Source organism: Peribacillus sp. SIMBA_075, from assembly GCF_046534585.1.
In genome coordinates this window covers 19,657-45,583 of the sequence record NZ_JAWRYN010000041.1, presented here as the reverse complement: position 1 = coordinate 45,583, position 25,927 = coordinate 19,657, and the positions used below count along the sequence as shown (strand labels likewise).

Sequence of the window (25,927 nt, the reverse complement as noted above, 5' to 3'; positions counted from 1 at the left end):
ACCGGAGGTTTGCCGCTTGCTTCCTTCAGATTCTACGTCACCGTGGACACCCTTGCATTAAGCTAACCACTACTACTTCCTTCATGGTTCGGGACTTTCACCCTATAGATTGCACCCATGCCGGGCGCACGAAAAAGGTTGCCGCAGCAACCATTTGTTAAACTATCGACCTTTTAGTTGAAGAATGGTTAATTAAAACTTAATGTTTAATAATTCTTTCATTTCAAGAAGAATATCAGAAAGTTTATCTTTTGATAAATACATCATTTTCCGTCCTGCTCCATTTGCTTCTCGCTTCTTTCCGTACGGTTCTTGGAACAAGACTTAAAACAACAAGTGCAAGTGAAGCAATGATTCGATTTGGTCTGTTAATTTGGTTGGTAGTATATTAAGTAACTCTTTTTTAAAAGTACTATGACTTACCTTTTTTATGTTTGGATAGGACAGATAGAATGGATTGTTCTCCCTCCTCTTTATTTCCTAAAAGTTTCTTAGTTGTTAAATAAGAATAATGGTGTTTAGCTACTTATGTATAAATATTACTGTGCATATTCTAACGAGGTTTATTTTAAAATAACCACTGTGGTTCAGGGATGAACACATTGCCGTTGCCCTCATGCAGCCATGTGGCCGCCCTTTCGCCCTCGTCCGGAAGATTTAAGTTTTGAATCTTTGATCTGGTGAAATGCAAGATTACTGAGTTAGTAAAACAAAAACATGCACCTCCTCTCGATTAAGAGAAGAGCTTTCTTACTAAGAGTGACCTAGTGCTAGGCTTTTTTGTATTGGATTTTCCCCCTGTTTTCAAGCTCGCTTTTTAGCTCAGTGAAGAATTCCACATCTTGGCTCTGTTTTCCACTTTTCTTACGATTCAATAGCCTCTAATGAAGATTGCATCGCTTGTTCGCTCAAATTTCTCGGGTAACTCCAACATTGCTAAGAAATAAATGGTAAATAAACTCTCTTTATAATTAATTTTTTTAGTCATCTAATATGTTAATATGCTCTCATCCTAATGGTCGAAAATGATAACAAACCCATTAATCGCCATTTTACAAAGAGTGAACAATCAAAGCGTTATATGATTCTTCACCAAAATCATACAGTTTCGTACATAATCATTGGACCCATTGTTGTAGCTTCCAAAGCTTAAAAGACCCTCCAAAATGATTCAAGTTAATGGATCCATGTCTTTCAAATAAAGCACCTGATTCATTGTCACCTATGAAAAAGGGTGAGATAGCAAGCCTACGACAAGAACATTAGAAAGTGTTCGACCTCCATCAAATAACACCAATACTAGCGTTCCATTCCCTTTTGTCTTTTCCTCTTGTTTTTATTCTTCTGTTTAAGTTCATCTTCTCTCCATTTTCGATCAGCTTCACGGATGGCATTCTCAAGAATAGAAAAGAAATCAGAACCATCATAAGACAAGAAACTTGAATTATGATTAGTTTTCGGACCGAAAGTGGTGGAACGCTCAAGTTGGAAGTCCTCTTCTTTACCAACAGACTGGACATCAAATGCACTTTTAAACTGATTCATTCGTTCTTGGCCAATTTCATCTGAATATCGCATGCACTCATAATAGAACATATGTTTATAAGATTGATTATCCGTTTGGAAATCTGGATACTTCTTATTTAAGAGCTCAATAGATTGATTTCGTTTATATGAATTCATATGACCGTTACTAATTTGATAAAAAGAGGAAATAATTTCAATTTGTTCATCTTTAGAGTATTTTCTTGGTGGGTTTGAAAAATCCTTAGGCGTAATGTTTTTCTCATAATACTCTTCTGCCATGACAAAGAATTCCTTTTGTTCAATCGATAAATAATTACGTCCATCCCAATTAGGATACATACCTTGAAGCTGGTGGTCATAAAGCAGTCCCAACAGGCCTAATGATTTATTCAAATTCTCTTTTTGTTTTAATAAAAACTGCATTTTACGTAACTCTTTTTCAGAAGCACTTTTGATTGTTGATCCATCAGCAAAATTAACCCCATTTTTCAAACGCAAATTCTCGAACTGCTTTTCTGCACGTTGTATTTCTTTTTTTATGGAAAGAACAAACTGTGATCGATTGTTCAGTAAAGCATATAAATCCTTTTCGATTTGTTTTTTCTCTAAATCAATTATAACATTTTCAATTTCATGGCTACTTAACCTTTTATTCTGCGTGACCGTCGTTTCAACAACCTCAATTTTTTGTTCTTTAGAATAATCCTCAATATTAAAATTCGGATAATACTTTTCTAAAAACCTATTGGCCTCATTTTCCAAAATATTTTCAGCTTGATCTAACATGTCTGTTTCTCTTTCAATCCGGTTCATTTTTTTAAATGTATCAACGGAATCCTGACTAAACTCTAGTCGCGCATGCCATTTGTCTAACTGGCTCCTTCTAGTGTTAATGTTTTCGTAATTGATAAAAAGTCGTAAGGATTTGGCTGACTCACGCAGTTGTTTTTTCTCTAAAGGAGTGAAGCGGCGAACAAACTTCTCTGTTCTTTCTTTTATCTGTTTTTCTTTCTTCACTTCTGACAGTTCGATGATGATTTTGTTGTACTCTTTACGCTCCATGTTTATTCGAATTCTCTCAGATTCTTTCCCTTCATTTTGCAGTTGCCTTGCAACAACTCCTTCATGAATGGTCGGGAGTGTTTCAAGCCCTTGATCTCTATTCGATAAATGTGTGATCCTTTCAGTAAAACCATTTTTCTCTAAGAATTGATTTGCATAAGTCGCCCACTGCTCTCTCCAGTAAACAAGCTTTTCTTTGGTATTCCAATCGGTTGTATGTATGGCCTTTATTTGTTGTTTTCCATTAATGATTTCTTTCACCTTCACTTGTTTATTTCCCCATGTTCCCTCTTCAGTAAAAGGTCGAATGGTTAACATAATATGAAAGTGTGGGTTTTCTTCATCATCTCTATGGATCGCTAAATCTGCAACCATGCCATCCATCACAAAAACATCATTACAAAATTCAATGGCTAATTGTTCTTGCTCTTCATGAGAAAGTTCCTTTGGTAAGGCTACATTCATTTCACGGGCAAGTTGTGCATTCCATTGTCTTTCTACTTTCTCCACTTCATTCCATAATTGCTGACGATCATATACCCATTTAGGTGCATGACTAGGCGCAAGAATATGAGTAATCGGTTCCACTTGTCTTTTATAGAACTTCGACTCATTGGTTCTTTCATCTACCAACCTCTCACCAGACCGATATGCAGCTGCAGCAATGGTATTTTGTTGCTTTTTTCTTGAAATAATCTGATTGGAGAAATGATAGATGGCCACAGTTCAAGCACCCCACTTTCTTTTCATAACATGAGCGAAGCGAATTTTTCAGACGCTTCACGAAATTGGTTTCTTCGAAGAAGGAGCCAATGCACAATACCACGATAGTGGTATATAAGTGCGCCCTTGTTATAATCTTCGGGATCATTCTATCACTTTCCATATTATAGGACAAGTGTTACAATTAGGAAAAATATCCATGAGGGGTGCTTGTGTTGGTAAAACAGAATACGAAAGAACAGATCTTAGGTATTGAAGAGCAAATCAAAAGATTGAAGGAAAAACAGAAAAGGATATTGAACAACACTCAAAGGGAGATTGGGAAATATCTAATGGATTCATGGGAAGTGGAAGATGTGAATGAAGCAAAGGAATTAATTGATTCATTTAATCATCAAGTGAAATCATTAAGTGAAGCCTCTTCTTCAAAAGAGGATGATGAGGAAGAGAAGAATTTTCCACAAAATCCACCTAAAGGGTAATTCATATGCCTAATGAAGAATTACAAAAAATGAAGGACAGAATAAAGGTTCTGGAGCAAAAGAAGAGGGTTTTAGAACATAAAGTTTCAAACGAAGCCAGAAAAGAACGAACGCGCAGACTGATTCAAAAAGGAGCACTTTTGGAAAAGTACTTAGAAGAAGAAAGTATGTCGCTCAAGGACACTGAAAACTTACTAAAAGTATTAGCTAATTTTACAAATAAAAATAAAGAATATGTAATTCGACAGATAAAAAGTTTAGATGAAGAAATCCATTAAAAATAAAGATAAAGCCATTCTTGAACGCCCCATAAATCAACCACTCATAAACAGTTTCGCTATTTTCTTCATTTCAATTTTCGTAATAGAGGCATCATTTTTTATCCTTTTAGTTTTTTTACTTAGTATAAATTATTTAGTTCTTATCAGTAATGGTATTATTTTGTCTTTAAATTATCATTAATGAAAAAACCAAAATTAGATTAAGTAAAATAAACACGATCATAGATTGTGTCGCTTCAAAAAAAAGGCAAACACATATTAGCCATGACTAATATGTGTTTGCCTTTTTACATCATTTTTGGGTGGTAATTCTTGATAAGAATATGCAGCTCTCCTTGAACCTTTTATTCTCTTTGTCTTTTAATATCTTCTGGTTTCAGAACGTTCTATGGTGTCGATAACCCAAAATATGACTAAATGAAGCAGTTTTAGGGTTGTACAGTGTAGTGGTTATCAATCGATATTAATGCCGAGGCACACGTACTTTTGTCTTAAAAAGGGGATCCCTTCTTGCTATTCAAAATCTGGACTTGACCTTATCTTACTCTGTTTCAGGTAGGATATGCCCCCTCTTACCTTCTTAATCTAACGACGTAGTAGTAAAACAAACAGACGAATTTTCTTATTTTACCTGTCCCTCTTTATTGGAAGTTCCATGGATTCAAATAACAAAATAAACTAAATCACAACAAACTAGTCTAACCTAGATCAGACTAGTTTGTTTTTTTAAAAATCCAGACCAGACTAATCTAGGTTGATTATTCCTTGATCAACGTCAGAATTTTTGCACTAAACCATATTTGACCAAATGGCATTTTAACCAACAGACGTCCATATACTATTTAAAAAGGAGGAAGGAAAAATGGTGTATAGACCTACCGTAAGATACCCGGACGTTTATAAAAATTATATAGAGAAGGTGTATAAAGCGACCAATCTAGACCGTAATCAAATCATCCGTTTGGCCTTTTTTGTTGCCGCACATTCAAACGAGTATAAAAGTATCCTTCAAAAACATAAAATTGCTGACGTCCCTCTCCCCTGCCCAGATTGGGGGCGGGATGAAGATGGTTGCTGGACAGATCAAAACTATATTACAAAACAGAATCAAGCCCCATACAAACTCACTGAACAGGGTGGAATCAAGATTATTTTAGGCTAATTATTTCTTTTTAGATTCATTTGTGCTCTTTACGTAATGTAGTGTGGATGCCTTATTAGCAAGCTTTTCAGCCAGTTCTTTTGAAATATCTTTACTCATTTCGTATCACCTCACTTAAAAAAAGCCTTGCCACAATCCCTAGTAAATATACCTCCCCCACTCTTGGCATAGCGTAACGATGTAACCAACTGACCAACCAACCCAAAGAAAAAGACGATTCTGAAAGGGGAAAACCAAATGGGAAAGGTTAAACATTTGAATCCGGTTCTCTCTTCTTCTAATAAAAAAACGATTGAACCACAAAAAAGAAAAGTTCGTTCGGATAAGCTTCATGACATAAAAATCCCCGTGGACGAACCCATGGACATGATTTTAAGGCGGGAATCCCGACGATACTGGAATGGCTCCAAAACAGCATTTGGCACGGAAATACTGTTGTTTGGTCTTGAACAGGTGCTCGTATACCCTGACGTCACCTATACAGACCAGCCTTACACGGTTCATTGCAAAGTAGATCATGAAACGTATCAAAAGATAGGTGATTATGCGGCCGGTTGGAAATGCAGCGTTCGAAAAGCAGCTCATCGGATATTTATAGAAGCATACAAAAAAAGGCAACTAGGGGGCGTAACCGATGGGGAAATATAGCCAAGCCAATCTTATAAATGAAGAACTATCTTTAATTGGATCAACAAACTTTATCGGAAAGCTACTCCATAAAGTAAATAAATCTTCAACCATCTTACTGAATATAGACGTCCCCTTGAATCTATTTCTAAGAGCAGAAGTTTTCTGTGAAGATATTCAAGACCTATCAGACCTGCATTTCGAACAAAACGACTTGATGAATCTTTTATATAATGACTTTTTGCTGTTTGCGAAAAAGAATCCAGACTCAAATGCCATATTCCGATTGCTCACCTCATTGGATAAGTATGCTGGTAAAGATTCAAGACTTGAAAAGCATGGGGAATCTGCTTTTAAATTAATCCATAAAGAAAAGAACCAAGAAATAAAAACGTTGAATTTACGCATGAGAAGGAAATACGCCTTACGTGGAGAGATTTTGCTTGCCGATATGGAGGAAGTTCAGCCAGAACATGGTTACACACTAGAAAGGGTATTTGAGCTTCTTTATATAGACTTTATTGATAAATTTCGAAAAGGTGATCATGCGGGTGTCATAGAAAATATCCTGCGCCTGCTTGATGATGAAACCGAATAGAATATACGAAAGGCTACGGAACACATTTGAAGGGGAAAGTCCATTAATCTCAGACTAAATTTCAAAATATGAACCTATGCATACACAATGCAATTTGCATAGGTAATGAACTTGTATAAGTTTCTCCAAGCTCATTACCTATGCTTTTCGGTGTTCAGCACTAGCACCCTTCGTTAACCAATAACTTCTCTTCTATTTCATATCACCGGACTATTGATCCAACAATATTTGCATCAATAATCACCCCAAATTTATCGGATATTGAATTGGCTTACACAGGGAGACAAGTCCAATCTTTTGTTAGTATTTGTAGCAACTTTTGACTGACGGTTGGATAGTTACTTTTTCGGCCTGAACTTTTCACAGTTTGTTACGAATATGTAACATTAGCCCTTTGAGGGAATAGTATATTTCGAGCAAGGCAACTTAGTCACCAATAGCACTTTCACCAGCGATCCTTGCTCTCTGCTTCAATCACAAAAAATTATAATGGCCTCAATCTTTATTGCTTGTTCAATAAACTATAAACCTTCTTTTGTTTGTTTATTGATTAAAAGCATTTAAATCATCACTCGAGACACACTCATTTCAACATAAATATTTAACACCGTTTTATTTCACCTACAAAATAACTGATTATTCATCCTCCTCTCAATATTTATTTCAGTGAAAATTAGGATGAATTCATCTTAATTATTGAGATGATGCTCCGTATGATATGTTAGGAATATCCCCAAAAAAATAAGCACCGTTTAGATGCTTATTTTGCATTTAACCACTCTTTCATCTTTTCTAAGCTGACTGTATACGGGCGTTTAATTAGATTCCTTTCATACCTGGACAAAGTACTATGGGAGATTCCCATTTCCTTAGCTGCCTCTAAAATGCTTAATCCCCGATCCGTTCTTTCCTTATTTATCGTTTCAGGAGAAACCTGCTTTTCTTCAACCATCTCCTTGGTTGCACCAGTCTCCCTATCCGTCATACCCTTCAACATCGTTAGAAAATTCTCTGTGTCATAGTCCTGATCCTCAATCAATAATAAGTCCTGGTCATCTCCCATACCCGTGATTTCTGTAGGTGGGATGATTTGGACACGTGCCTTCAACCAGGTGTTTGCGAACCAATTTCTCTCCTGCTCAATTTGCTTCTCAAGGGTTGTTTCCTTATAGCTCCACCCTTTAATGATTCCATCCTGCTGCAGGGTGTCCAATATTTCCTCAAATTGTTCCCTGATCCTTGAACCATATCGCGGATTCACGTCCAAATCCATGACTTTTAAAAGCCCTTTGTCTCCCCCAATATGATAAGCCCTGAGATAGTCTGCACTCTTCTGGCGAATCCTCCACTGCCAGGACAGATACCTGGATAACCGTTTATGGTATTTTTGCTTAATTGGATGGTATTCTAGGGTCTTTAATGCAAGTAGCCCACTGCTCCTTTGGGAACCGTATAAGAAGTTTGCGAGCAATTCCCCTGGACGAATGCTGCATTCATAAATACCAATCGGGTTATCCCCCCGATAAGCTACCGTCACGCTATCCACCAAAAACAAGGGATTAAACTGAACTTGTCCAATTTCCTCAAAATCTCCCTGATCCTCATTGATAAACCTCAAATTCTCTTTTTCAATTCTTATCCATATCGTTGTGAGAGCGGCCAACCTTTTCATGATATCATCACGTTCTTTTTTTCGATAAGACATTTGATAGCCGTCTAAATCTTCTTTCCGACCTTGCAATCTCCTTAGATTCAAAGCATCATCCGTATGGAAATGAATCATTTGGTCCTTATGAGTAGCCTGTTGCATCCAAAGAATCGAGACAATATCAAAAATATCTGCGGTTAAGTCATCCATCGACGTGATGGCTTGTGAGGTGAGATTTTTCCATTGTTCGATGGCTACATTGGATTTCATCATCAGATAATCATTTTCTGCCCTCACTTGAGCCGTCGCTTCTAAAGCCCTCTCCGCAATCCTTGCAGTAGGAATTTCAGTTGCAATGTCGAATTCATTTTTACTGATGGTCTCCCTTAATTTATGAAACAATAAGGCTGAACCGGACTCGGCAAAATTTTGATTCAACAAGGCATTTATCACTTCCCTGTTGTTAGACTTTGGGGAAGGTGCTGAATTCTCTTCTCCTATAATCTGTATGTGTGGAAGGACAAAATTTCTAATTTCTTCTATGTAATCATCAACCCATTGTTCCATATCCTCGAATTTCAATCCATAATCTTTCACCAAGCTATCCAAAATCACAAAAAATGCTTTTAATGTTTGGCTAGGCTGGTAATCATCTTGACCGGACATAAGATGGTTAATATCCATATTCCAATCGACAAAGAGTTGAGGATAATCTGGAAAAATCGTTTTCATGACATTCAAAAATTTCGTTTGCAGGGGTAGTAACATTATTCTTTAAACCGCCCTTCTTTTGTCGACTCTATGTCCTCAAATGAGTACTGTTGGATGTAATCTTGAAAAACAGCGGTTTCCAAAATACCCAAATCGTGCAGAAAGCTAACGGACTCAAAAGAAAGGAACTGAACAATCGGATTTTTTTCTAGGATGGCTTTTTTCAACTGTTGGATGTCCTTTTCCTGATAAAGGATATAATTTCCCATCTGTTCTTTGATGTCGTTAGGGGAATAGATCGTATCTTTGAAGGGTTGATTATGCATACATTCATAGACCATATCATCTTTTATATAATAAGTCCTGACACCAAAATCTTTCCCAACCTTATAAATTTCGATTTGTTTTCGAAACCATATGGGACCACTGTATAATTGGACCACTGGTTTAGGAAGCACGCCACGCAGTTGATAGGTGGAAACCTTTCTCCGATCCCATCCGAGAATTTCCCCTACCTCTTTAACTCCTACTAAAAAATCCATATGTGTTCCCCTTCTAATCTAGTAATATGGTAATTATGAGTGAGTATTGTTGCTTTTGTCAACACATGAGTTAAACGTGCAACTTTTTATATTTTGACGTTTGCTTTCACAATGTGCACAAAACACTTCTTGTCTTCTCTGTTCACTTGCAATTTTTTCCCTTTAAACTTGCAAATGGCTAAAAGCGCATCTGTTCACCAAAGGGGATGCTTTTAGCCATTTGCAAGTAGGTAGAACGAAAAAAACGCATAAACAATCGGTTCAGGGCTAGCTGGGCACTTAGTTTTTTAAATTGCGCTAGCGTCCGTAATTATAAAGTTTGGTGCCCGTTGGACTATTGGCTAACCTCTTGGCTCCAGCGGGAAGGTTAGGCTTATGCTGTTTTACCTTCGGAAGGCGGATAGTAAAAATAAATCAAAAAAGCAGCTGGGCGGCTACTCTCCACAAAATTGCAACTTATCTTCCCTTTGACGTTTCCTCTCACAATGTGCACAAGCCTGTTTATAAAACTTCTATTAAAATATAGGTTCTTTATCAAAAGCCTTGCATAAAGTAATCTCCTTTGGTCAAATAAATAGGGAAATGACGTTTCCTTTCACACGTTTTTGTGCAAGTTTTACGCTTTTAGTTCGATTATAAATGGCTTTTTTCATTAGAATGTTGATATACCAGTGGTTATCTCAGTCCTCTTAATGATTAAAGAATGACGTTTCCTTTCACAACATGCACACCATTATATAGGATTGCAACTTTTCCTTCATTGGACGTTTGCTCTCACAATGTGCACAAAGATAAGGATATGCAAGTTTATCTTCCATTAACAACATCACATAAGCTTGACGCCTTCTTGCACATATCAATCATCCATAATAAACTGTGCAACTTTTCTTGTTTGACGTTTCCTTTCACAATGTGCACAATTCCCTGTTTTTGATCTGGGATTTTTTAAAACATTTTTAATAAACCAACCTTCCCCCCCCTACATCACCAACAAAATTTCAGAAAAAATTAGGAACCCCACAAAAATAGTGAATAAATTTATCTCTTTTTGTTCTAAAATGAAGAATTATGACGTTTGCTCTCACACAAACTTGCACACATTTCGGTGCAAGTTTTTTTATTCTTGTCCATTTATGGATGGACTATTTTATGAAAACATTGATATATCAACGTTTATCCTAATTTGTTTATCCATGAATGCATGACGTTTCCTTTCACAATATGCACAAACAGTGTGAAAAAATGACGTTTCCTTTCACACAAAAATATTTAGAGTTTTTTTCAATCCCTTGCCCCCCAAGGGATGAGCACACGTTGTGCAACTTTGAAAATCCCCTAATAAAGGACACCATTTCCTGTTTTTCCATTCTGCTATAATTCAAACTAGAAAAATAGACGAGAGGAGGGCCTAAAATGAAAGAATCCAGAATAAGAATCGATGGTTTTAGAATGCATCACGCCATCTTAAAAGAATTCCATTTTCTTCGTGATCAGTCATTTGAGCGCCCTCCTGCCTCTGCCTATGTCGTATATATGACCATGTTAAACCAATTACAAGTAGAACAGAACCAACGAGGCATGCTTAAGGAATATAATCTTTCTTACTGGGCAAAGAAGCTTGGAATCTCTTATTCTACCCTTTGGGGAGGAAAAAAGTTTTTAGAAGATCATCATTTTGTAAAAGAGGAAATCCACGAAGGCTTACCTGTTATCATGTTAAAAGATGTTGATAAGTATAATACACCTGAACTTAATGGTGTATCTCTCAACTACCTGATCATACCGCACGCCCTTTTTGAAACGAATATTTTAGCAGAATTCGTACGTACCTCGAACCCTGAGGGTATCGAACTTCTCTTATCCTTACTTAACCAGTTCCGGACTGGTCTGTCTTTCAGCAAGACAGGTGAAATGGAGAAAATAAAACAAGAACGGACAATGAAGACACTTAAACTTCAACTAAACAAAAATGCAAAAGGGGTTCGTAAAACTTTAAGCGTTTTAGAAGCTCTTTTTTCCATTGAATTCACAGGGATAGAGATTCGTGGCAAGCAAATATGGATAAAAAAAGCCACCTTTTCCTTGAAGCCGGAATGTGTGGAAGAAAACACGGATGAATTCAATGTCAACTCACTCATGGCGAAACTATCAAAAGAGCTCACCTACTTCTTTGATGGACAGCAAATTAAATTTAAACCAAGAGACCAAATCGATGTCATGATTTCCTTTAAGCAGGAAGTAATGAATAAACTGAACTATCTTATGGATGAGGACTATGAAAGCTTCACCATACGTGATCGATTCATTAAAACCTTCTTTTTACAAACAATGGATCAGATAGGAATTCATATACATACAGAAAAACAACGAAAAGGTTCTTTCCATTTCTACTCGATTGGCGCCTTTTTCAGAATGGCCTTTAGAAAGTATCTTCCTGGGGCCTTAAAAAATATTCCTTATGAATTAATCCATGAAGCCAAAATCAGAGAGTACACCAAAACAGGCCAAGCACCAGAGCTACAGGGTGTAATTTAATAGCTTAACCCAGCCTTGTGAAAAAATAAGACATTCACAGGGCTATTCGAATATACGCAAAAAATATATTGAAGTATTCCCTTAAAACAAAAGTCTTTCCTTCCCTCTTCTGTCACGAATTCTGGCAGAATTTTCGAGAAGGATTATTTTTTTACACTTAATAGATTCCGAATGTAGCCTTGTGAAATAGTGGATATTAAAAATACTCTCCTGTGAATATGTAAATAGTTTAAAAAAAGCCCTGTGTATATGTGACTTCATTTACATGCTTTATGTGGGAAAGTGGAAACTCTGTTAAAACGACTCTTAGAAATGGCTAGAACCCTTGTCGCTCAAGGGATATACCTAACAATAGAATAATGCCTATTACTTCTGTTTTTTTTATTAAATCTGTTTTCTCTTATTAAATATGCCTTTTTATTAAATTTGTTTATTTACGAAATAAATCACATCAAACAGAAGTGAAAATAATAGATTATTAAGAATAATGTACTCGCTGTAAAACAATGAGACTTTCAAAAATTAAATATTGAAAACTAATGAACAGATTAATCAACCACATTAGTTAGATTAAGGTTCATTTATTATAAATTTTATACTATCTACAGAAGAAACCTCCAATTAGTTGGGGCGAGCTTAAAACGGCAGCTATGAAAATTCAGCACAAGTGAAATGAGGGGCATTCTATAATACCTTCACGAAATCGCTTTTCACCAAAAATTCTGCAAGCAATACCTTAAAAATGAAAAAACTTTGTAAAAAAATAGACCAACCAAGACGGTGGCCTAAACTTATATCCTTTTCCTGCATTCAACGTATTTAATTAAGGGGCAAGGACCCTTTTACTTGCTATAAAGCTCTAGAGAGCTCATAGAGAAGCTATAGACCATCATTGATCTTCATAAAGCAAAAAGACATTCTTATTCCTAATTTGAATCTACAAATTGAAATGTTAAATATCCATCTTCCAGAAAGCGTACTACATATAAAAGTTTGGGAGGTTCCAATTTTCCGCTTTATCCCATAGACCAAAAATAAATAAAAAAGAACCATTAATCTTCCATAGTTTGTTCTAATACTTCCCTTTCATTTGTTAGAAGTGCTGTTTCAGATTTTAACCTTTTTTCTAAAGCAAGTGATTCTTCTTCCATTTGACTAATCTTCTGCCTTATTGTATTAATTTCTTCAATGAGTTCCACTTCTATATGGTCAGCTTTGATATCCCTTTCATCCACTAGTATGTCAGATTCTATATTCAGAGTATCTTCTGTACTTTTTTTTGCAAAGAAAGAGAAAAAGCCTGTATTTTTCTTTTGCTCCAAACTTTTTCGTAACACATTCGCTGCTTGTCGATCCATTTTTCGATTTAGCCGATGATTTTTAATCTTTTCTTCTATAACTTCAATTTGTCTTTGTCTATCAGCTATTCCAGTTCTCCTTCTCAGCAACTCCACTTCGATTAGATTGATTGTGTTTTGTAGCGTGAAGGTTCTCATCATTACATTCTGCCTTCTATCAAATTCCGAGAATAATTGATCTAAGGTATCCTCATTATATTTACTCCCTTTTGCTTTTCCACCATTTTGTTGAGGAATCGACTTTAGCGATAACTTAACTTGAATATCGGAAATCGTTTCTCCCCTCTCAATTGACAGTAAAGTCATGTGGATTTTAAAAACAGTGAGAAATGGCAATCGCTTCTTTCTACCTTCTACATAAATCTCTAAGTATCCCTCTAGCATCCTAACGTAATACCTTAACGTCGAATTAGCGATATTAAAGATCTTATCGGAACAATCGGTGGTTGAATACATGGCATTCGGATCCAACTCTAGTATATCTTCTTTAAATAGTTTGGCACTGTATTCCTTATCAAGCACCAACGAAGTGAATAAAGCATCGTCACGAAGTGCTTCTGTAATGAAATCCTTATTTGCCTGGACTCTGTTTGTCACGATAACCCTCCTCTTAACGCTAGTTTAACTATAGCTTATTTTTATCCACCTATCGCTAAGCGTCAATTTATCTGTATCTATAGTTTACCTACTAGATAAAGACTAATCAACTAAGTTTGTTTGCTTTAATAGAAATAATGAACTAATTCGCCCAAATTTAATCTAGTCTAGTTTAATCTAGAACCACAATAATAACCAATCTAGTCTAATCTAGATTGGTTATTTAATGCGTTTCTTCTACATTTCGTGCGTTAAATAACCGATAACATTAATTCAGCGGTAGAATGCAACAATTTGAAATTATTAGCGTTAATTTGTGGATGATTATCTCATCACTAATCTAATCTAATCTAGTCTAGTGTAGTTTAATGCGGTTTATATGAAGTGAATTCTCCTACAACTTCCAGCAAATAACCGATAACGTTAATTTGGCGTTAAGTAGCCGTGACGTGGAATGGATTAGCGATAATTTGCTGTTAATTCTCTCGTAATTAAAGGCGTTAAAAAATCGATAACGTCAATTCACCGTCAAATATACAGTTAAAATAAACCGACTGATCACAAGGGCGTGTGTTAAGCGGTGGAATATCGCTAGTTTAACGATATTAAAAAAGCGCTGAAGTATCGTTAACGTCAATCTAGCGCTGGTTTTTCATTGACTTTAACAGGGAGTCTCTATATATTGGATAGTAAGTAGACTAAACTAGATTAGTCCGAAGGAGGAAGACCATGACAAAACTTGATTTTTTATTTAAAGAGGATTATTTAATTGCAGGAGTGGATAGCGGGAACATTTCGAATAAAATTACGTATATCGATCAAAATGGAAATGTTGTTTCATTAAATATCGCGAGTATTATCGGGGAAAACGCGGAAACGACTGCCGAAGATATGCCAGATGAAAGCGCAGATAAATCTTTTCCTGATGATATGATTCTTCATTTACATATTAAAAGTAAAGCCTTACCAAAGAATCGAACAAATGCTTATTATACAGTAGGGGAATATGCTCAAATTTCAACGAATGACAAAAATAATTTAAGAGAAACCAACAGTGATGCAAGAGATAAATTAGGGAATGAAATCCATGTTGTAACAACTTTAGCAGGATTAGCCTTAGCTGCTTGGAAATCTGGTAAGACCAATAAGGTAGACGTTCCATTGAGTTTTGGGCTTCCAATAGAAGAGGCCAAACAGGCGTCTTCGGAAAAAATCAACTTATATATGGGTGAGCATGAAATTACAGCAATAAAAGGGCCTTATAAAGGCAAATCCATAACCATTAACATTACGGATGTTCAGCTTAATGTGGAAGGCGTAACGAGCTACTTAGCATTGGCCTTTGATTTAGTGGATGGGGAAGTGGTGGAAACTGAATTTTCATCACAAATCCATGATGAGTTTGCCATAGCTGATTTGGGAGCTGGAACATTGGATTTAGCTCTTTATGATGAAAATGGTTTAAATTCAACTAAATCTACAAACCATCTGATAGGTACAAATAAATATATTGATTTAATCATGAAAGAAGCAGCTGAACTAAAGGAATTCGACAGCATAAGGGCTCGTTTTGAAAGGGTGAATAAAACTCCTAAGATTTCGTTTACACGTGAAGAATTCATGAGGAAGTTCATCAAGCCGGAAATCGATAAAATGGTTAAAAAACCTAAATATTCTCCTGTCTTTAAAGCGACATGGCAGTCCAAAACAGCAGATATCACCAAGATTGTAGAAAAATATACAAAACAATATGCCGAAGAAGTGAAAGATAAAGTCATCCGGTATTTTGTTGATACAAACGTTGGGCAAATGATTATCGTCGGGGGAGGGCTTCTCTTCGCTTATCAATACCTAGCGGAACTTAAAGATGAAGATTGTTTATTTCCTCCGAATATCGATCAAGCCAGTTTCTTTACAAGTAAGGCATATCTCTTGAAAAATATTATTGCTGAAATTGAAAAGCAATCAATTGAAGCATAAATACTCAAGAGTAGGAGCAGCATCTTCTTTTAGTTGTGATACAAGGTGGTGGTAACGTTGTCCAATAGAAAAATCACTCCAGGTAGGGGGATTCAATATACCCCAAAAACCTCGATAAAATGGGCTAATGAATTTAATGAGTTGGTAGACAGCTTTAAAAGCAGAAATGAACTTATTAGTGCGCTTATTGAAGATGGATTAAAGGTTCGGAATGGATCTTATAAAGAACAAGGTATTTACCTTCCACTAGACACCTTTGAGAATGATCAATTAGCACTTTTGAAAACGGAGGAAGGGCAAAGGATCCTTTATAATATCGTTTCTTTAATTGTAGGGAATCCCGAAGGGACGGCGCTTGCCCAGCAAATGGTGCAGCCGGTATCCCAGAAAAGTAAGTCAGCTTCCTCACCAATCGTTCCATCTGAAGCGCCTGTGAATCATGAAGAAGATGCTAAGGAAGGTAAGGGTCAATCAAACGAAGCCCTTTCTAAACTATTAAAGTTGGGGAAGATGACCAATTTAAAGGGATAAAACACTTTTAAAATAAAGCTCAGATATATGTAAGAGGCTGAATCAAAAGGTCGTTGAATAACGACTAATTTGATTCAGTCTCTTTTTTTGTTAATCTTACATCCAAATCAAATGGAAAGAGCCCCTTTTAATTGGGAATTTTTATGTAGGGGGTTCCATCGAGTGGCTGGATCTTTAAACAAAGTTCTCAAAGCAGGACGTACATTTTATATTCAAAGGTTTTGTCAAAATTTGTATTACAGTAGCGTTGGAAGATGTGAGCGTTTTCTTTTATAATAAAAACATGCGATGGTATCTTGGCGTAGACAGGGCCAATACTACATTTATAAAAATGATTATTCATTAAAAAATTACTATTTCCAAACAGAAAAAGTAATGAACTTCAAATTGGTGTATGCTTAAGGTTCTGGATGATATAAAAGATAAAGTAAAGGGGAGGAAAAGATGGAAGAAGAAAATAAAACCTCATTTGTCAATGTTATTCAGGAAAATCGATTTGAACTAAACGCCTATCTTAATTATTTATTTAACCAATTTAATGAATATGTTCCAAAGCATATGGAAGACGTTAAGATGATGGAACAATATCGAAAATATAACAACAAAATACGCGGCTGTATTATTCCTTGAGAATAATACAGCCGCGTATTTTGTTTTCTTTCTTCTTAAAAAAAGGTTTTTACCGTTATGAACTTAAAAAACTTAATTGAAATCAGTATCTAGCAGTTGATCTAGCCAGAAAAGAATAGATCAAGAATTAGTAAAAAGGATAATAACAAGACTAAAGTCTCTAGAATACTAACCAGAAAAGTTAGGGTTATATGACTACGAATCCCATCAATAGGTTCATTTTTTGTATTTTTTTGGCTGATTTAATCAATAAAAGGAATATCGCTGGTAAAATACAAGCAAGAGAGACGTCAAAGGTATTGCAATAGCATCCTTTTTAGTGGGGAGGGAAAATTGTTTGTGTATGAGATACAGATGAACAAATATCACGTGAGTTTCTTACACTATCATATCACCTTTTTTATAAAACAATTCAGGTCCCTAAAAGATGAGGAAAAGACTTTTATTAAAAAATATTTTCAATCCGTATAGACCCGTCATGAATTTAAAATAGTGGAAAAGGGATATCAGGGAGTGCAGAGTGAATTTAATCATCCATTGTAAGACACTCATTATATACCCAAAATCATGAAAGCTCTTAAAGGGGGTTTCAGCACGGTTCATGTATAAGGCGTTTCCAGAAACTTAATTAAATGACAAAGGTAGCCTATGGGACCAAAAGTATTTTATCGCAACCGAGGGAGGATACGCAACTGGATAAAATGGTTCAGCGGAATATGGATGTAAACAAGCCCATTCAGAATTAAAGTGGGGAGAATGATTTTTTGCAATTTTTCACATGTTTTGGGTGAATTAATGTTATTGAAAGTCTCTTTCCTTGTACGCTAAGTTGTTTCATTCTGTAAAATCATTACGACCCAGTAAGGAGATGATCTTGTTATGAGAAATGATTCGATTGAAAAATCGGTCAACGATTCCATGCTTACGATTGCCGACTCTATTCTACAAATGATTGAACATTCTAAACAAAAAAGTTTAAATAAGACAAGTCTCATGAACCAGGAAAAGAAGAGTTTGAAACAAGATTCCACTTCTTGGTCAACCGAAGAGAAGACAGAGGCTGAGTATGAGCTATATTACGCCATGATAAAGGAACATCACCCTCAGTTATTTGAAATAAAAGGAAATTATATTGAAACATTCCCAGTCGATAAGGAAAAAAGTGTTTTCTTCATCCTGAAGGATAAAGATGAGTACTTCGGGGTCTATAAACAAGAATCTAAGGAAGCGCACATCGTCACACCAGTATTTCCAACCAAAGAGGATTTGCTTCAAAAAACACTCGGAACCTCCCAATTTGAAAAGTTTAGAATGCACTCATTCTTCATTGTGGATGATGGAAAAGCATTCTCCCTCCATGACAATAAACAACTTCGGCTAAATTTAGCAAAATCTTACAAAACCCTAACAACTTATGAAAATATCGAACAAGCACGCACCTTTGTTGTAAAAGAGGAACTTAAAAATGATCCTAAACTTAGAAAACAAGCTCTTCGTAGGGCTTTAGAAGAGCATTTTATTCCTTCAGATCTTTTAGGAAAGACCGTTACAATCCAAAATATTTCAAATGATGGTCAAGGGACAAGGCTATCATTAGTAGAGAATCAAAAAGAACGAAACGTCTGGTTGCCTGACATTGCAGAAAAATGGATGGAAAGAGTAAGAGATAACCCTGGAATGAAAGTAATGTTTGATGAAGTTATCATGGATAGTCGTTCTATTGCAGAAGGTTTCCTTGCGTTTTATGGCATGGAAATAAATAAAGAAAGCCAAGCGAAGCAACATGATTTTGAGGTGATTTCAAATCAAGTTGGCTCGTATATTGGGAAATTGAGTGGCAATGGCAAAGTGAAAAAAGTTTCCCCTTACTTCTCTGAGAAAGAGGCCGAGAAACAGTTGGGAAATTTAAATAATCACATTCAACTAGAAAAGCGGAAAGAAATACAGGTACAAGAGGTGGAAACCGATATTCAATTCAAAGAAATTAGGGAAAACGACTAAGGAGGAAACATATGATTTCGTTAAAAAAATTACAACTCTTATTGATGTTTGCTGCCATTCTTTTACTTTTACATATCGCCCCAGAGCAAGCATCTGCAGCAGCCAATGTATCAGCAAAAATCAAAGAGGGACTGAAACAAGTTCAAACATTGTTAACGGGGCTTGTTGTTACAGTAGGCATCTGCGTATCCATATGGATCATCATTAAAAAATTACCAGGCGTGGATGATCCCCATACCAAAAACGAAATGTTTCGTGGAGTAGGAATGGCTTTGGCAGGGGTAGGGTTAGCAGCCGCAATCGTATGGCTTGTTCCGTGGATGTACGCGTTATTCGCTTAATTGAGGTGAACTAGAGATGACAGAAAAAGAAGTGCTTAGAGAGGCTCTCAAAGAGTTACTTGGGGAAAAAGACAGTCGCAAGGGGAAAACGTTTGTTTTCCCTGATAATGTCGATCGATCTTATAACATTGTTAAAGGCTTATCATTAATGAATTTCTTTAGATATATATTACCGGCGGTCGTTATTTCCGCCATTATCTTGTTCATTCCCCCTTATTCATTGGGATTTATGATGGTTAAATTGTTCTTTATGGCCCTTTTGCTGTTAGGCTCCTTAACCTTCGCTGTTTTACGTCCTATATCTGCTCGGCCAAATATCACATATAGTATCTATTTAAAACGAATTATTCATTACAACAATAGACAGAAGATGTTCTTTATGAAATCGAATAAAAGGGATGATTTCCGTGGTTAATCATAATAAGAAAATGGATAAGGAAGAATTTGACTATGAAGTAGAAACCCTAATAAAAAAAGGAAAATCGACAATTCAAGACATAAGTATTATAGAAGGGATATACAAAGACTATGTACTATTGAAAAATGGATATCTGACGTCCATCCTGCAAGTGAGTGGTATCAACCTAGATTTGTTGGCGGAGTATGAACAGAATCGTTTATTTGAAGATTACGGTTCATTCTTAATGAGTCAAGTCCATGATCAATTACAAACCATATCAATGACAGTTCCAGTGGATTTCCGTTCCTATAACTTAGGTTGGAAAAAACGCTATTTGCATGAACTGGAGAATAAGGATAACCCAGGTAATGAATACAAGCGAACCCTAATCACATCTTACATTGATCACTTCCAAGGGATAAGGATGAAGGATGAATTGTCGACAAAACAACATTTTGTTGTCATTAGGGAGAAAATGAATAAACGTACGTTCCAAGATTTAGAACGTGCTGAAACTATTCTAACAAAAAAGGTGGAGGAAATGACAAACTCCCTGCGATCCACTTTTGAATCGTACGATATAACGATTAGAAAATTGTCTGAGAAAAATACGTTATCGTTGCTATACAGATCCTTTGATTTTGAAATGTCAAAACTATATGGATAACCGGTTCGGAAAGGAGCGAGTCAAATGCCTTTTTCTTTAGCTACTTTATTTTCTTTAATAAAACGTGAAAATAAGCATGACGAACAGGTGAAACAAAGTCCCGAAGACATTTTACATGGGATGTTAGAGACCGAAGAACTTAATTCCATTTATCCTTTTGTCTGGAAGGAAAACAAGAATTATATCGAAAGTGGTGGCAACTTTATTAAGGTGCTGGCTGTCGTTGCTTATCCTAAAGAGCAAAAAGGGAACTGGCTATCGGATCTGAAGCGATTAAAAGGAAACATATCCTTTGTCCAGTACCTAGAACCGTCCAATTCAGAAGGCATGATTAGCTATTACAATGACTCTATTAAAAATAAAGATGCGGAACTACTAAAAACAAGAGATCCAGCCACTCGCATCAGGTTGCAATCCGAACTGGAAAGCGCAAAATATCAACTAAATCAGGTATTATCAAACAGTTCTACCTTTATGTATCTGTATACATACATTTTCATTCAAGCTGCATCCTTAGAAGATCTGAAGACCTTAGAAGACAATGTCCAGAGGATATTAACGAAACTAAGAATGAAAGCTCTAAACCCTCATTACGCAACACCGATGGCATTCTGGTCGGCTCTGCCTTTAGGGGATAATCAATTAAAGGATTATACCTATCAGATGTGCAACAGTGAAGCGGCCTCCTCTTTCTTTCCGTTCGACGATTCAGAGATTTGCTATTTATCCCCGACGGCTCAGGTGGAAGGGATCAATAAAACAACCAATTCGTTGGTTGCGATAGACTATTTGGACACACAACGTACATTAAATCAAAATATGGTGGTCATTGGGACATCAGGTGTTGGAAAATCTACCTTTATGGTTCAGAAGATTCTTCGCTGCTACGCCATGGGAATCAAGATATATATCATTGATCCAGAAAATGAGTACTCGCATATTGTGAAAATCCTTGGAGGTGAAGTTGTTCATCTCAGTAGTAATAGTTCAACGAAAATCAACCCTTTGGAGATATTCTCCACAGAAATTACGGACACCGAAGATTTTAATGATGATTCGGAATTCATAAGGGACCTTGTTAAACAAAAGGTTCAACGTCTTAAGGCCTTTTTCAAAGTTTTAAAAGCTGACTTATCCCAGGTTGAATCTAGTATTTTAGATAAGACACTGATCAACCTTTACAATCGTTTTTCCATTAATGAAGAGAGCAATTTTACAAGTTTAATGGCAAAGGACTTCCCGATTCTCGAGGACTTTTATGACGATTTAGGTACATTGAAGACAAATGATTTAGAACGCTATAAAAAAATACAGGATTTTTATCTTATCCTGGAAAGTTATGTTCATGGATCTAACTCGTTATTCAATGGCCATACGAACGTGAATATCAACAACTCTCTATTCTCTTTTAATCTAAAATCCCTACAAAATGAAGTGGATGTGCAGGCTGCTTGTTACTTTAATATCTTTGGTTTCCTATGGGATGAAGTGACGAAAACAAAAGAGGAATTGGTGTACCTATTTATTGATGAATTCCACTTCTTATCAAAGAACCCGGATTCGATGAGATTCTTTTATCAAGCTTATAAACGATTTAGGAAGTATAATGCCGGCGCCATCGCAGGCACGCAACAAATTATCGACGTACTGGATACCGAGGATAACCTAGGGGCAGCTATGGTTGAAAATAGTCACACAAAAATATTTTTTGGACTAGACAATAAGGGTGTTGAAGATGTGGTTAAAAAAATCAATCTATCATTCTCTGATGAAGAGATTTCCTTATTACGAGCGAAACGTCAGGGAGAGGCATTAATTGTTTACGGGTCTCAACGTGCATTTATTCGGGTTGAGCTCACGCAAGAAGAGCTACGACTTTGGAATAAAAAACGGTACCTTGAAAAATATGGTTTAGATCCTGATGAAATCCCTGATTATGAGGGAAGGAATGAAATGACTCCCATTGAAAAAGAAGAAGTTCGAAATTTTGTTCTGTAAAGGGGGAGACAACAGTGAAAATCCAATTATTTGAACTCGGAACGTTATTCATCCTTAAAAATAGGCACTATCGTTTAGAAATTGCGACAAATAAGGTGTTGGCTGAACGGGTAGAGGACCTTACAGAACTTCAGGAAGAACACCCGTATTTCTTTACACTGAAAGATATAAAAAAAGAAAACGATCGCTTGATTCTTGATTATGAAATGGAGGAATGTTACCAACCTCTACAAATAGCCAAATCATATTCAACCGTATTCCGGCTTGCTTTATTAAATCAGTTGCTAGAATTGGATCCTTTACACAATTTTAAGGGGAAAGTGCTGATTCACCCAAGAAACATTTTCTTTAAAGATATGAAAAAACTAAAGTTTCTATACAGAAGCAATCAATGGTTGCCCTTTGAAGGCCATATTAAAAAACTAGAACAATACAAAATTCTAACCCTATCAATGTTTTCCCGTTTTTCCTATGAAAAGTATAAACGGGAAAAAGAAAATCTGCTTAAAAAGGAAAAAGATGAATTTTTCTTCCGGATTGAAAATGCTGGCTCCGTTGAGGATTTGAAAGAGCTGATTGCTAGTAAACTTCAGGAGGAGGAAACGCTGCATTTTTTCGGATTAGAAGCGGAAAAACAAAAAATCAAAAAGCAAAAGAGGATCCTGACAGGAATTTCTATCGGAATCTCTGCTGCAGTCTTTACTTTAGCACTTTTTCTTCAACAAATTGCAGTCAAGGAAGCTGAAACGGTGTATGCAACAGAACTTGAAAAAGCTGAACAAAAATCAACATTTTATAAACTATTAAGTGAAGACAAATATGATGATGCCCTTTCCTTGTTGAAGAAAACGGGTGGTTCAAAAAAAGAGTTTGCGAATCTTTACTTTGAAAAAGGTGAATATCAAAAGGCAATAGAGGGAGACGATAACTTGATAAAGCCTAGTGTGGAAGCCTTATATAAAGCGAATAAAAAGGAAGAAATACTAGGATTAGAAGCCGAAAGTGACTATCTGGACATCGAAAAGAAAATAGTAAGCTATGATTACAGTGTTTTGTTATCGATGCAAGCTTTTACAAAGGATGAGGACCAACAACTTCGAATCGGACAAGCCTTTGCTGAACACGGGGATCTAACAGATGCCAACGATCTCAATAAGAGGTTAAAAAACAAAGAATTAACGGTTACGATCAGAAAAAAGGAATTGCAAAACCAAGTGGCTCAATTAGAACAACAAATAAAGAATCTCAAGAAAAAGAAAGACGGGAAATCAAAAGATATTAAGGAACAGCTTGATCCAAAGAATAAGGAGCTCACAACATATAAAACGGAACTTGATAAACTTGATAAGAAATTGGGTTTTAATTAAGTGTCCGCAACAGTTGCTGTGAAGGGAACCGTTTTTGTCGTCCGGTACTGGAAGGAAATTACGATATGCGTCGTATTCTCCTTAATATTAATGGCGGGCTTATTACTCGGAACTCAATCTCAAGAGGAGCCAAAGGGATATATCAACTCGCCATTTGGAACGGCTAATGTTCCACCTCATATTGAACAATGGAAGGGCCTGCTTCAAGAATATACGACGAAGTACGGAATACCGGAATACACAGATTTTCTACTGGCCCTCATGTATCAGGAAATAGGAAACTCACAAACCTTGGATATTATGCAAAGTTCTGAATCTGTCGGGTTACCGCCAAACGCCATTCAAAACCCGGTAATGTCCGTGAATTTAGGGGTTCAACATTTTAAATCGGTGTTAGAGGATGGACAAAAGAACGGGGTGGATTTTCCGGCTATTGTTCAGTCATACAATTTCGGTTCTGGTTACCTGAGTTTTATTTCTTTAAACGGAAAAAAACATTCCATTGAATTAGCTCAACAATTCTCCTTGGCCCAAACTGAAAAACAAGGATGGAGTTGTTCGGATTGGAGGGCACCTTACTGCTATGGAGACTATACGTATGTGGAAAAAGTGATGGGAAACCTAATGCCAACGGGAATTGCTGTCGGTAGTGAAGATGTTTCCCCATTGGGGGAACAAGCATTTAATGCGATTATCACAGAAGCGAATAAATATGTAGGCTGGCCATATGTATGGGGAGGTTCAGATCCCCATAGAGGATTTGATTGTTCGGGATTTACACAATGGATATTTGCTAAAGTGGGGATAAAGCTACCACGAACTGCTCAAGAACAATATGATGTGTCGTCGAAAATCCCGCCATCTGAAGCAAGACCAGGTGATTTTATCTATTTTACTGGAACTTATGAGACCAACAAATATATCACACATATCGGGATTTACATAGGAGATGGCAAAATGTTTGATTCTAACGGTTCGGGTATTGGAATCCATGACATACATTCGTCTTACTGGAAATCTCATTTAGCTGGTTTTGGTAGAGTGTCCCATTAGGAGGAAAACACCATGAATAAATTTTTCGCTACGTTGTTTGGACTATCCATCCTAGCGAATATGATTTTAGGATTTATGTATGTTGGTCAAAAGACCATAATGACTCAAGCAGAAGATCAAAATATCGAAACCAAAAAACAGATGGGTCAGTTGAAAAGTAAAGTGAATGCAAAAGACAAGGAACTGAATACCTTTCAACGGAATGCAACCTATTATGAAATTGAACATAGTGAAGAGGTTAAAAGCTTTGTAGACGAAACTTTTAGAGGACTTTTTAATTACGATAACAAAAATTATGCTTCACGTTTTGATCAGGTCAAAGGTCGGTTAGCGGAGTCCGTTATTTCAAAATTGAAAGCTTCAGGAGAAATGGGCAGTATGGAAATTGAATTCAAAAATGAAGTGAAATCTTTACATGTTTATCTAAGTGCTGTTGAAAAAGACCAAGCAAAAGCGCTGGTAAAGATGGAAACACAATACTCTGTAGGTGGCAGTGCATTCCCCAGGAAAAATCAACTGTATGAGGTCACGATCGCTTTGGATGGAGAGAAAAGGCTCGTTGATAAATTAGAGTTAATGGGGTCTTTCGAACCTTTTGAAGAGAACTGAGTGTATCGAATGTTTTGTCGGATTTACAGAGATTGAAAGTAATCAAAAAGGAGTGGATCCTTTTGAAAGTGATGGGAATACGCCTATTGTTAATGGCCTTTTTATTAGCCATATTTGAACTGATTGTGATCAACATAGCGGGTATTCTTCCGTTTCTTGCGACACATCAAGCCAACATATCCGGTGCCCCGTTAATGGCCTTTGTCATTGAAAACCTCATGAACCCTATTGGAACATCCACCAGCATGATTGAAAAAAAGAATCCACTTTTCCTCATGGGTAGTGCAGCTGTAATCGTATTAGCCGTCTTTATGGTCTTTTTTACGAATGGCGGCAAGGGTAAATATGAATTAGCGGATAAATACGGTGTTCATGGTTCAAGTAGATTTGCTCAAAAGCACGAAATATTTACGTATGGTGAGACGGTTGAGGTTCCAGCCAAACAGCTTATGCAGGATCTTGATGCGAGTATGCTAGATTCGAAAGGGGAGAAATGA

Annotated in this window: 22 protein-coding genes; 18 read left to right on the top strand and 4 right to left on the bottom strand. The window is 36.4% G+C overall.

The genetic code is table 11. From position 1 onward, the window contains the following. Positions 1-1,299 precede the first annotated feature (1,299 nt). Complete coding sequence (mobQ, locus tag SB775_RS22060; protein WP_410863320.1) at positions 1,300-3,312, bottom strand: MobQ family relaxase; 2,013 nt, start codon at positions 3,310-3,312, stop codon at positions 1,300-1,302. 215 nt (positions 3,313-3,527) lie between these two features. Here mobQ and SB775_RS22055 point away from each other — a divergent pair, with 215 nt between their 5' ends. From SB775_RS22055 to SB775_RS22035, 5 genes are all read left to right on the top strand, one after another. Beyond that, the gene (locus SB775_RS22055) at positions 3,528-3,794 is read left to right on the top strand and encodes a hypothetical protein (protein ID WP_061466459.1); all 267 of its coding nucleotides are present in this window, start codon (positions 3,528-3,530) and stop codon (positions 3,792-3,794) included. A 5-nt stretch (positions 3,795-3,799) separates the two neighbouring features. Next, the gene (locus SB775_RS22050) at positions 3,800-4,072 is read left to right on the top strand and encodes a DUF3847 domain-containing protein (protein ID WP_410863318.1); all 273 of its coding nucleotides are present in this window, start codon (positions 3,800-3,802) and stop codon (positions 4,070-4,072) included. An 865-nt stretch (positions 4,073-4,937) separates the two neighbouring features. After that, complete coding sequence (locus tag SB775_RS22045) at positions 4,938-5,237, top strand: hypothetical protein (protein ID WP_410863316.1); 300 nt, start codon at positions 4,938-4,940, stop codon at positions 5,235-5,237. A 237-nt stretch (positions 5,238-5,474) separates the two neighbouring features. Further along, entirely contained in the window at positions 5,475-5,885 is a 411-nt protein-coding gene (locus tag SB775_RS22040) for a hypothetical protein (RefSeq protein ID WP_048687620.1), read from the top strand. Further along, the gene (locus tag SB775_RS22035) at positions 5,872-6,462 is read left to right on the top strand and encodes a hypothetical protein (RefSeq protein WP_410863315.1); all 591 of its coding nucleotides are present in this window, start codon (positions 5,872-5,874) and stop codon (positions 6,460-6,462) included. The genes SB775_RS22040 and SB775_RS22035 overlap by 14 nt, the downstream gene beginning before the upstream one ends. A 760-nt stretch (positions 6,463-7,222) precedes the next feature. Here SB775_RS22035 and SB775_RS22030 read toward each other — a convergent pair. Further along, positions 7,223-8,878, bottom strand: a complete 1,656-nt coding sequence (locus SB775_RS22030) for a helix-turn-helix domain-containing protein (protein ID WP_063596932.1) — start codon at positions 8,876-8,878, stop codon at positions 7,223-7,225. Continuing rightward, entirely contained in the window at positions 8,878-9,363 is a 486-nt protein-coding gene (locus SB775_RS22025; protein WP_063596933.1) for a hypothetical protein, read from the bottom strand. The genes SB775_RS22030 and SB775_RS22025 overlap by 1 nt, the downstream gene beginning before the upstream one ends. 1,413 nt (positions 9,364-10,776) lie before the next feature. Here SB775_RS22025 and SB775_RS22020 point away from each other — a divergent pair. Then, complete coding sequence (locus SB775_RS22020; protein WP_410863313.1) at positions 10,777-11,898, top strand: hypothetical protein; 1,122 nt, start codon at positions 10,777-10,779, stop codon at positions 11,896-11,898. 1,052 nt (positions 11,899-12,950) lie between these two features. Here SB775_RS22020 and SB775_RS22015 read toward each other — a convergent pair. Continuing rightward, complete coding sequence (locus SB775_RS22015; RefSeq protein WP_063596935.1) at positions 12,951-13,853, bottom strand: hypothetical protein; 903 nt, start codon at positions 13,851-13,853, stop codon at positions 12,951-12,953. A gap of 729 nt (positions 13,854-14,582) precedes the next feature. Between SB775_RS22015 and SB775_RS22010 the strand changes: the two genes are divergently transcribed. From SB775_RS22010 to SB775_RS21955, 12 genes are all read left to right on the top strand, one after another. Next, positions 14,583-15,833 (top strand): ParM/StbA family protein, encoded by a 1,251-nt coding sequence (locus tag SB775_RS22010; protein ID WP_410863311.1) that lies wholly within the window; start codon positions 14,583-14,585, stop codon positions 15,831-15,833. 57 nt (positions 15,834-15,890) lie between these two features. Continuing rightward, positions 15,891-16,364: a hypothetical protein gene (locus SB775_RS22005; RefSeq protein WP_410863309.1), complete on the top strand. Its 474-nt coding sequence runs from the start codon at positions 15,891-15,893 to the stop codon at positions 16,362-16,364. Between the two features lie 444 nt (positions 16,365-16,808). Then, positions 16,809-16,994 (top strand): hypothetical protein, encoded by a 186-nt coding sequence (locus SB775_RS22000; protein WP_410863308.1) that lies wholly within the window; start codon positions 16,809-16,811, stop codon positions 16,992-16,994. Positions 16,995-17,873: 879 nt separating this feature from the next. Continuing rightward, the gene (locus tag SB775_RS21995) at positions 17,874-18,995 is read left to right on the top strand and encodes a hypothetical protein (protein ID WP_410863306.1); all 1,122 of its coding nucleotides are present in this window, start codon (positions 17,874-17,876) and stop codon (positions 18,993-18,995) included. Positions 18,996-19,006: 11 nt separating this feature from the next. Next, positions 19,007-19,336, top strand: coding sequence for a CagC family type IV secretion system protein (locus SB775_RS21990; RefSeq protein WP_307273721.1), 330 nt, complete (start codon positions 19,007-19,009; stop codon positions 19,334-19,336). A 16-nt stretch (positions 19,337-19,352) separates the two neighbouring features. Beyond that, positions 19,353-19,751: a hypothetical protein gene (locus SB775_RS21985; RefSeq protein ID WP_410863305.1), complete on the top strand. Its 399-nt coding sequence runs from the start codon at positions 19,353-19,355 to the stop codon at positions 19,749-19,751. Then, the gene (gene trsD / locus SB775_RS21980) at positions 19,744-20,403 is read left to right on the top strand and encodes a TrsD/TraD family conjugative transfer protein (protein ID WP_410863304.1); all 660 of its coding nucleotides are present in this window, start codon (positions 19,744-19,746) and stop codon (positions 20,401-20,403) included. Before SB775_RS21985 ends, trsD begins: the two co-directional genes overlap by 8 nt. Positions 20,404-20,427: 24 nt before the next feature. Then, complete coding sequence (locus SB775_RS21975; RefSeq protein ID WP_410863302.1) at positions 20,428-22,401, top strand: VirB4 family type IV secretion system protein; 1,974 nt, start codon at positions 20,428-20,430, stop codon at positions 22,399-22,401. A gap of 14 nt (positions 22,402-22,415) precedes the next feature. After that, entirely contained in the window at positions 22,416-23,768 is a 1,353-nt protein-coding gene (locus tag SB775_RS21970) for a type VII secretion protein EssB/YukC (protein WP_410863301.1), read from the top strand. Further along, positions 23,769-24,821 (top strand): bifunctional lytic transglycosylase/C40 family peptidase, encoded by a 1,053-nt coding sequence (locus SB775_RS21965; RefSeq protein WP_410863299.1) that lies wholly within the window; start codon positions 23,769-23,771, stop codon positions 24,819-24,821. A gap of 12 nt (positions 24,822-24,833) precedes the next feature. Continuing rightward, positions 24,834-25,430 carry a hypothetical protein gene (locus SB775_RS21960; RefSeq protein WP_410863298.1) on the top strand — a complete coding sequence of 199 codons (597 nt, stop codon included), beginning with the start codon at positions 24,834-24,836 and terminating at the stop codon, positions 25,428-25,430. A 62-nt stretch (positions 25,431-25,492) separates the two neighbouring features. Beyond that, positions 25,493-25,927 carry a hypothetical protein gene (locus tag SB775_RS21955; RefSeq protein WP_410863296.1) on the top strand — a complete coding sequence of 145 codons (435 nt, stop codon included), beginning with the start codon at positions 25,493-25,495 and terminating at the stop codon, positions 25,925-25,927.

Excerpts from the sequence above, each read along its gene's own strand:
- SB775_RS22050 (WP_410863318.1), top strand. The coding sequence starts at position 3,800 with ATGCCTAATGAAGAATTACAAAAAATGAAGGACAGAATAAAGGTTCTG.
- SB775_RS22045 (WP_410863316.1), top strand. The coding sequence starts at position 4,938 with ATGGTGTATAGACCTACCGTAAGATACCCGGACGTTTATAAAAATTAT.
- SB775_RS22040 (WP_048687620.1), top strand. The coding sequence starts at position 5,475 with ATGGGAAAGGTTAAACATTTGAATCCGGTTCTCTCTTCTTCTAATAAA.
- SB775_RS22035 (WP_410863315.1), top strand. The coding sequence starts at position 5,872 with ATGGGGAAATATAGCCAAGCCAATCTTATAAATGAAGAACTATCTTTA.
- SB775_RS22030 (WP_063596932.1), bottom strand. The coding sequence starts at position 8,878 with ATGTTACTACCCCTGCAAACGAAATTTTTGAATGTCATGAAAACGATT.
- SB775_RS22025 (WP_063596933.1), bottom strand. The coding sequence starts at position 9,363 with ATGGATTTTTTAGTAGGAGTTAAAGAGGTAGGGGAAATTCTCGGATGG.
- SB775_RS22020 (WP_410863313.1), top strand. The coding sequence starts at position 10,777 with ATGAAAGAATCCAGAATAAGAATCGATGGTTTTAGAATGCATCACGCC.
- SB775_RS22010 (WP_410863311.1), top strand. The coding sequence starts at position 14,583 with ATGACAAAACTTGATTTTTTATTTAAAGAGGATTATTTAATTGCAGGA.
- SB775_RS22000 (WP_410863308.1), top strand. The coding sequence starts at position 16,809 with ATGGAAGAAGAAAATAAAACCTCATTTGTCAATGTTATTCAGGAAAAT.
- SB775_RS21995 (WP_410863306.1), top strand. The coding sequence starts at position 17,874 with ATGAGAAATGATTCGATTGAAAAATCGGTCAACGATTCCATGCTTACG.
- SB775_RS21990 (WP_307273721.1), top strand. The coding sequence starts at position 19,007 with ATGATTTCGTTAAAAAAATTACAACTCTTATTGATGTTTGCTGCCATT.
- SB775_RS21985 (WP_410863305.1), top strand. The coding sequence starts at position 19,353 with ATGACAGAAAAAGAAGTGCTTAGAGAGGCTCTCAAAGAGTTACTTGGG.
- SB775_RS21975 (WP_410863302.1), top strand. The coding sequence starts at position 20,428 with ATGCCTTTTTCTTTAGCTACTTTATTTTCTTTAATAAAACGTGAAAAT.
- SB775_RS21960 (WP_410863298.1), top strand. The coding sequence starts at position 24,834 with ATGAATAAATTTTTCGCTACGTTGTTTGGACTATCCATCCTAGCGAAT.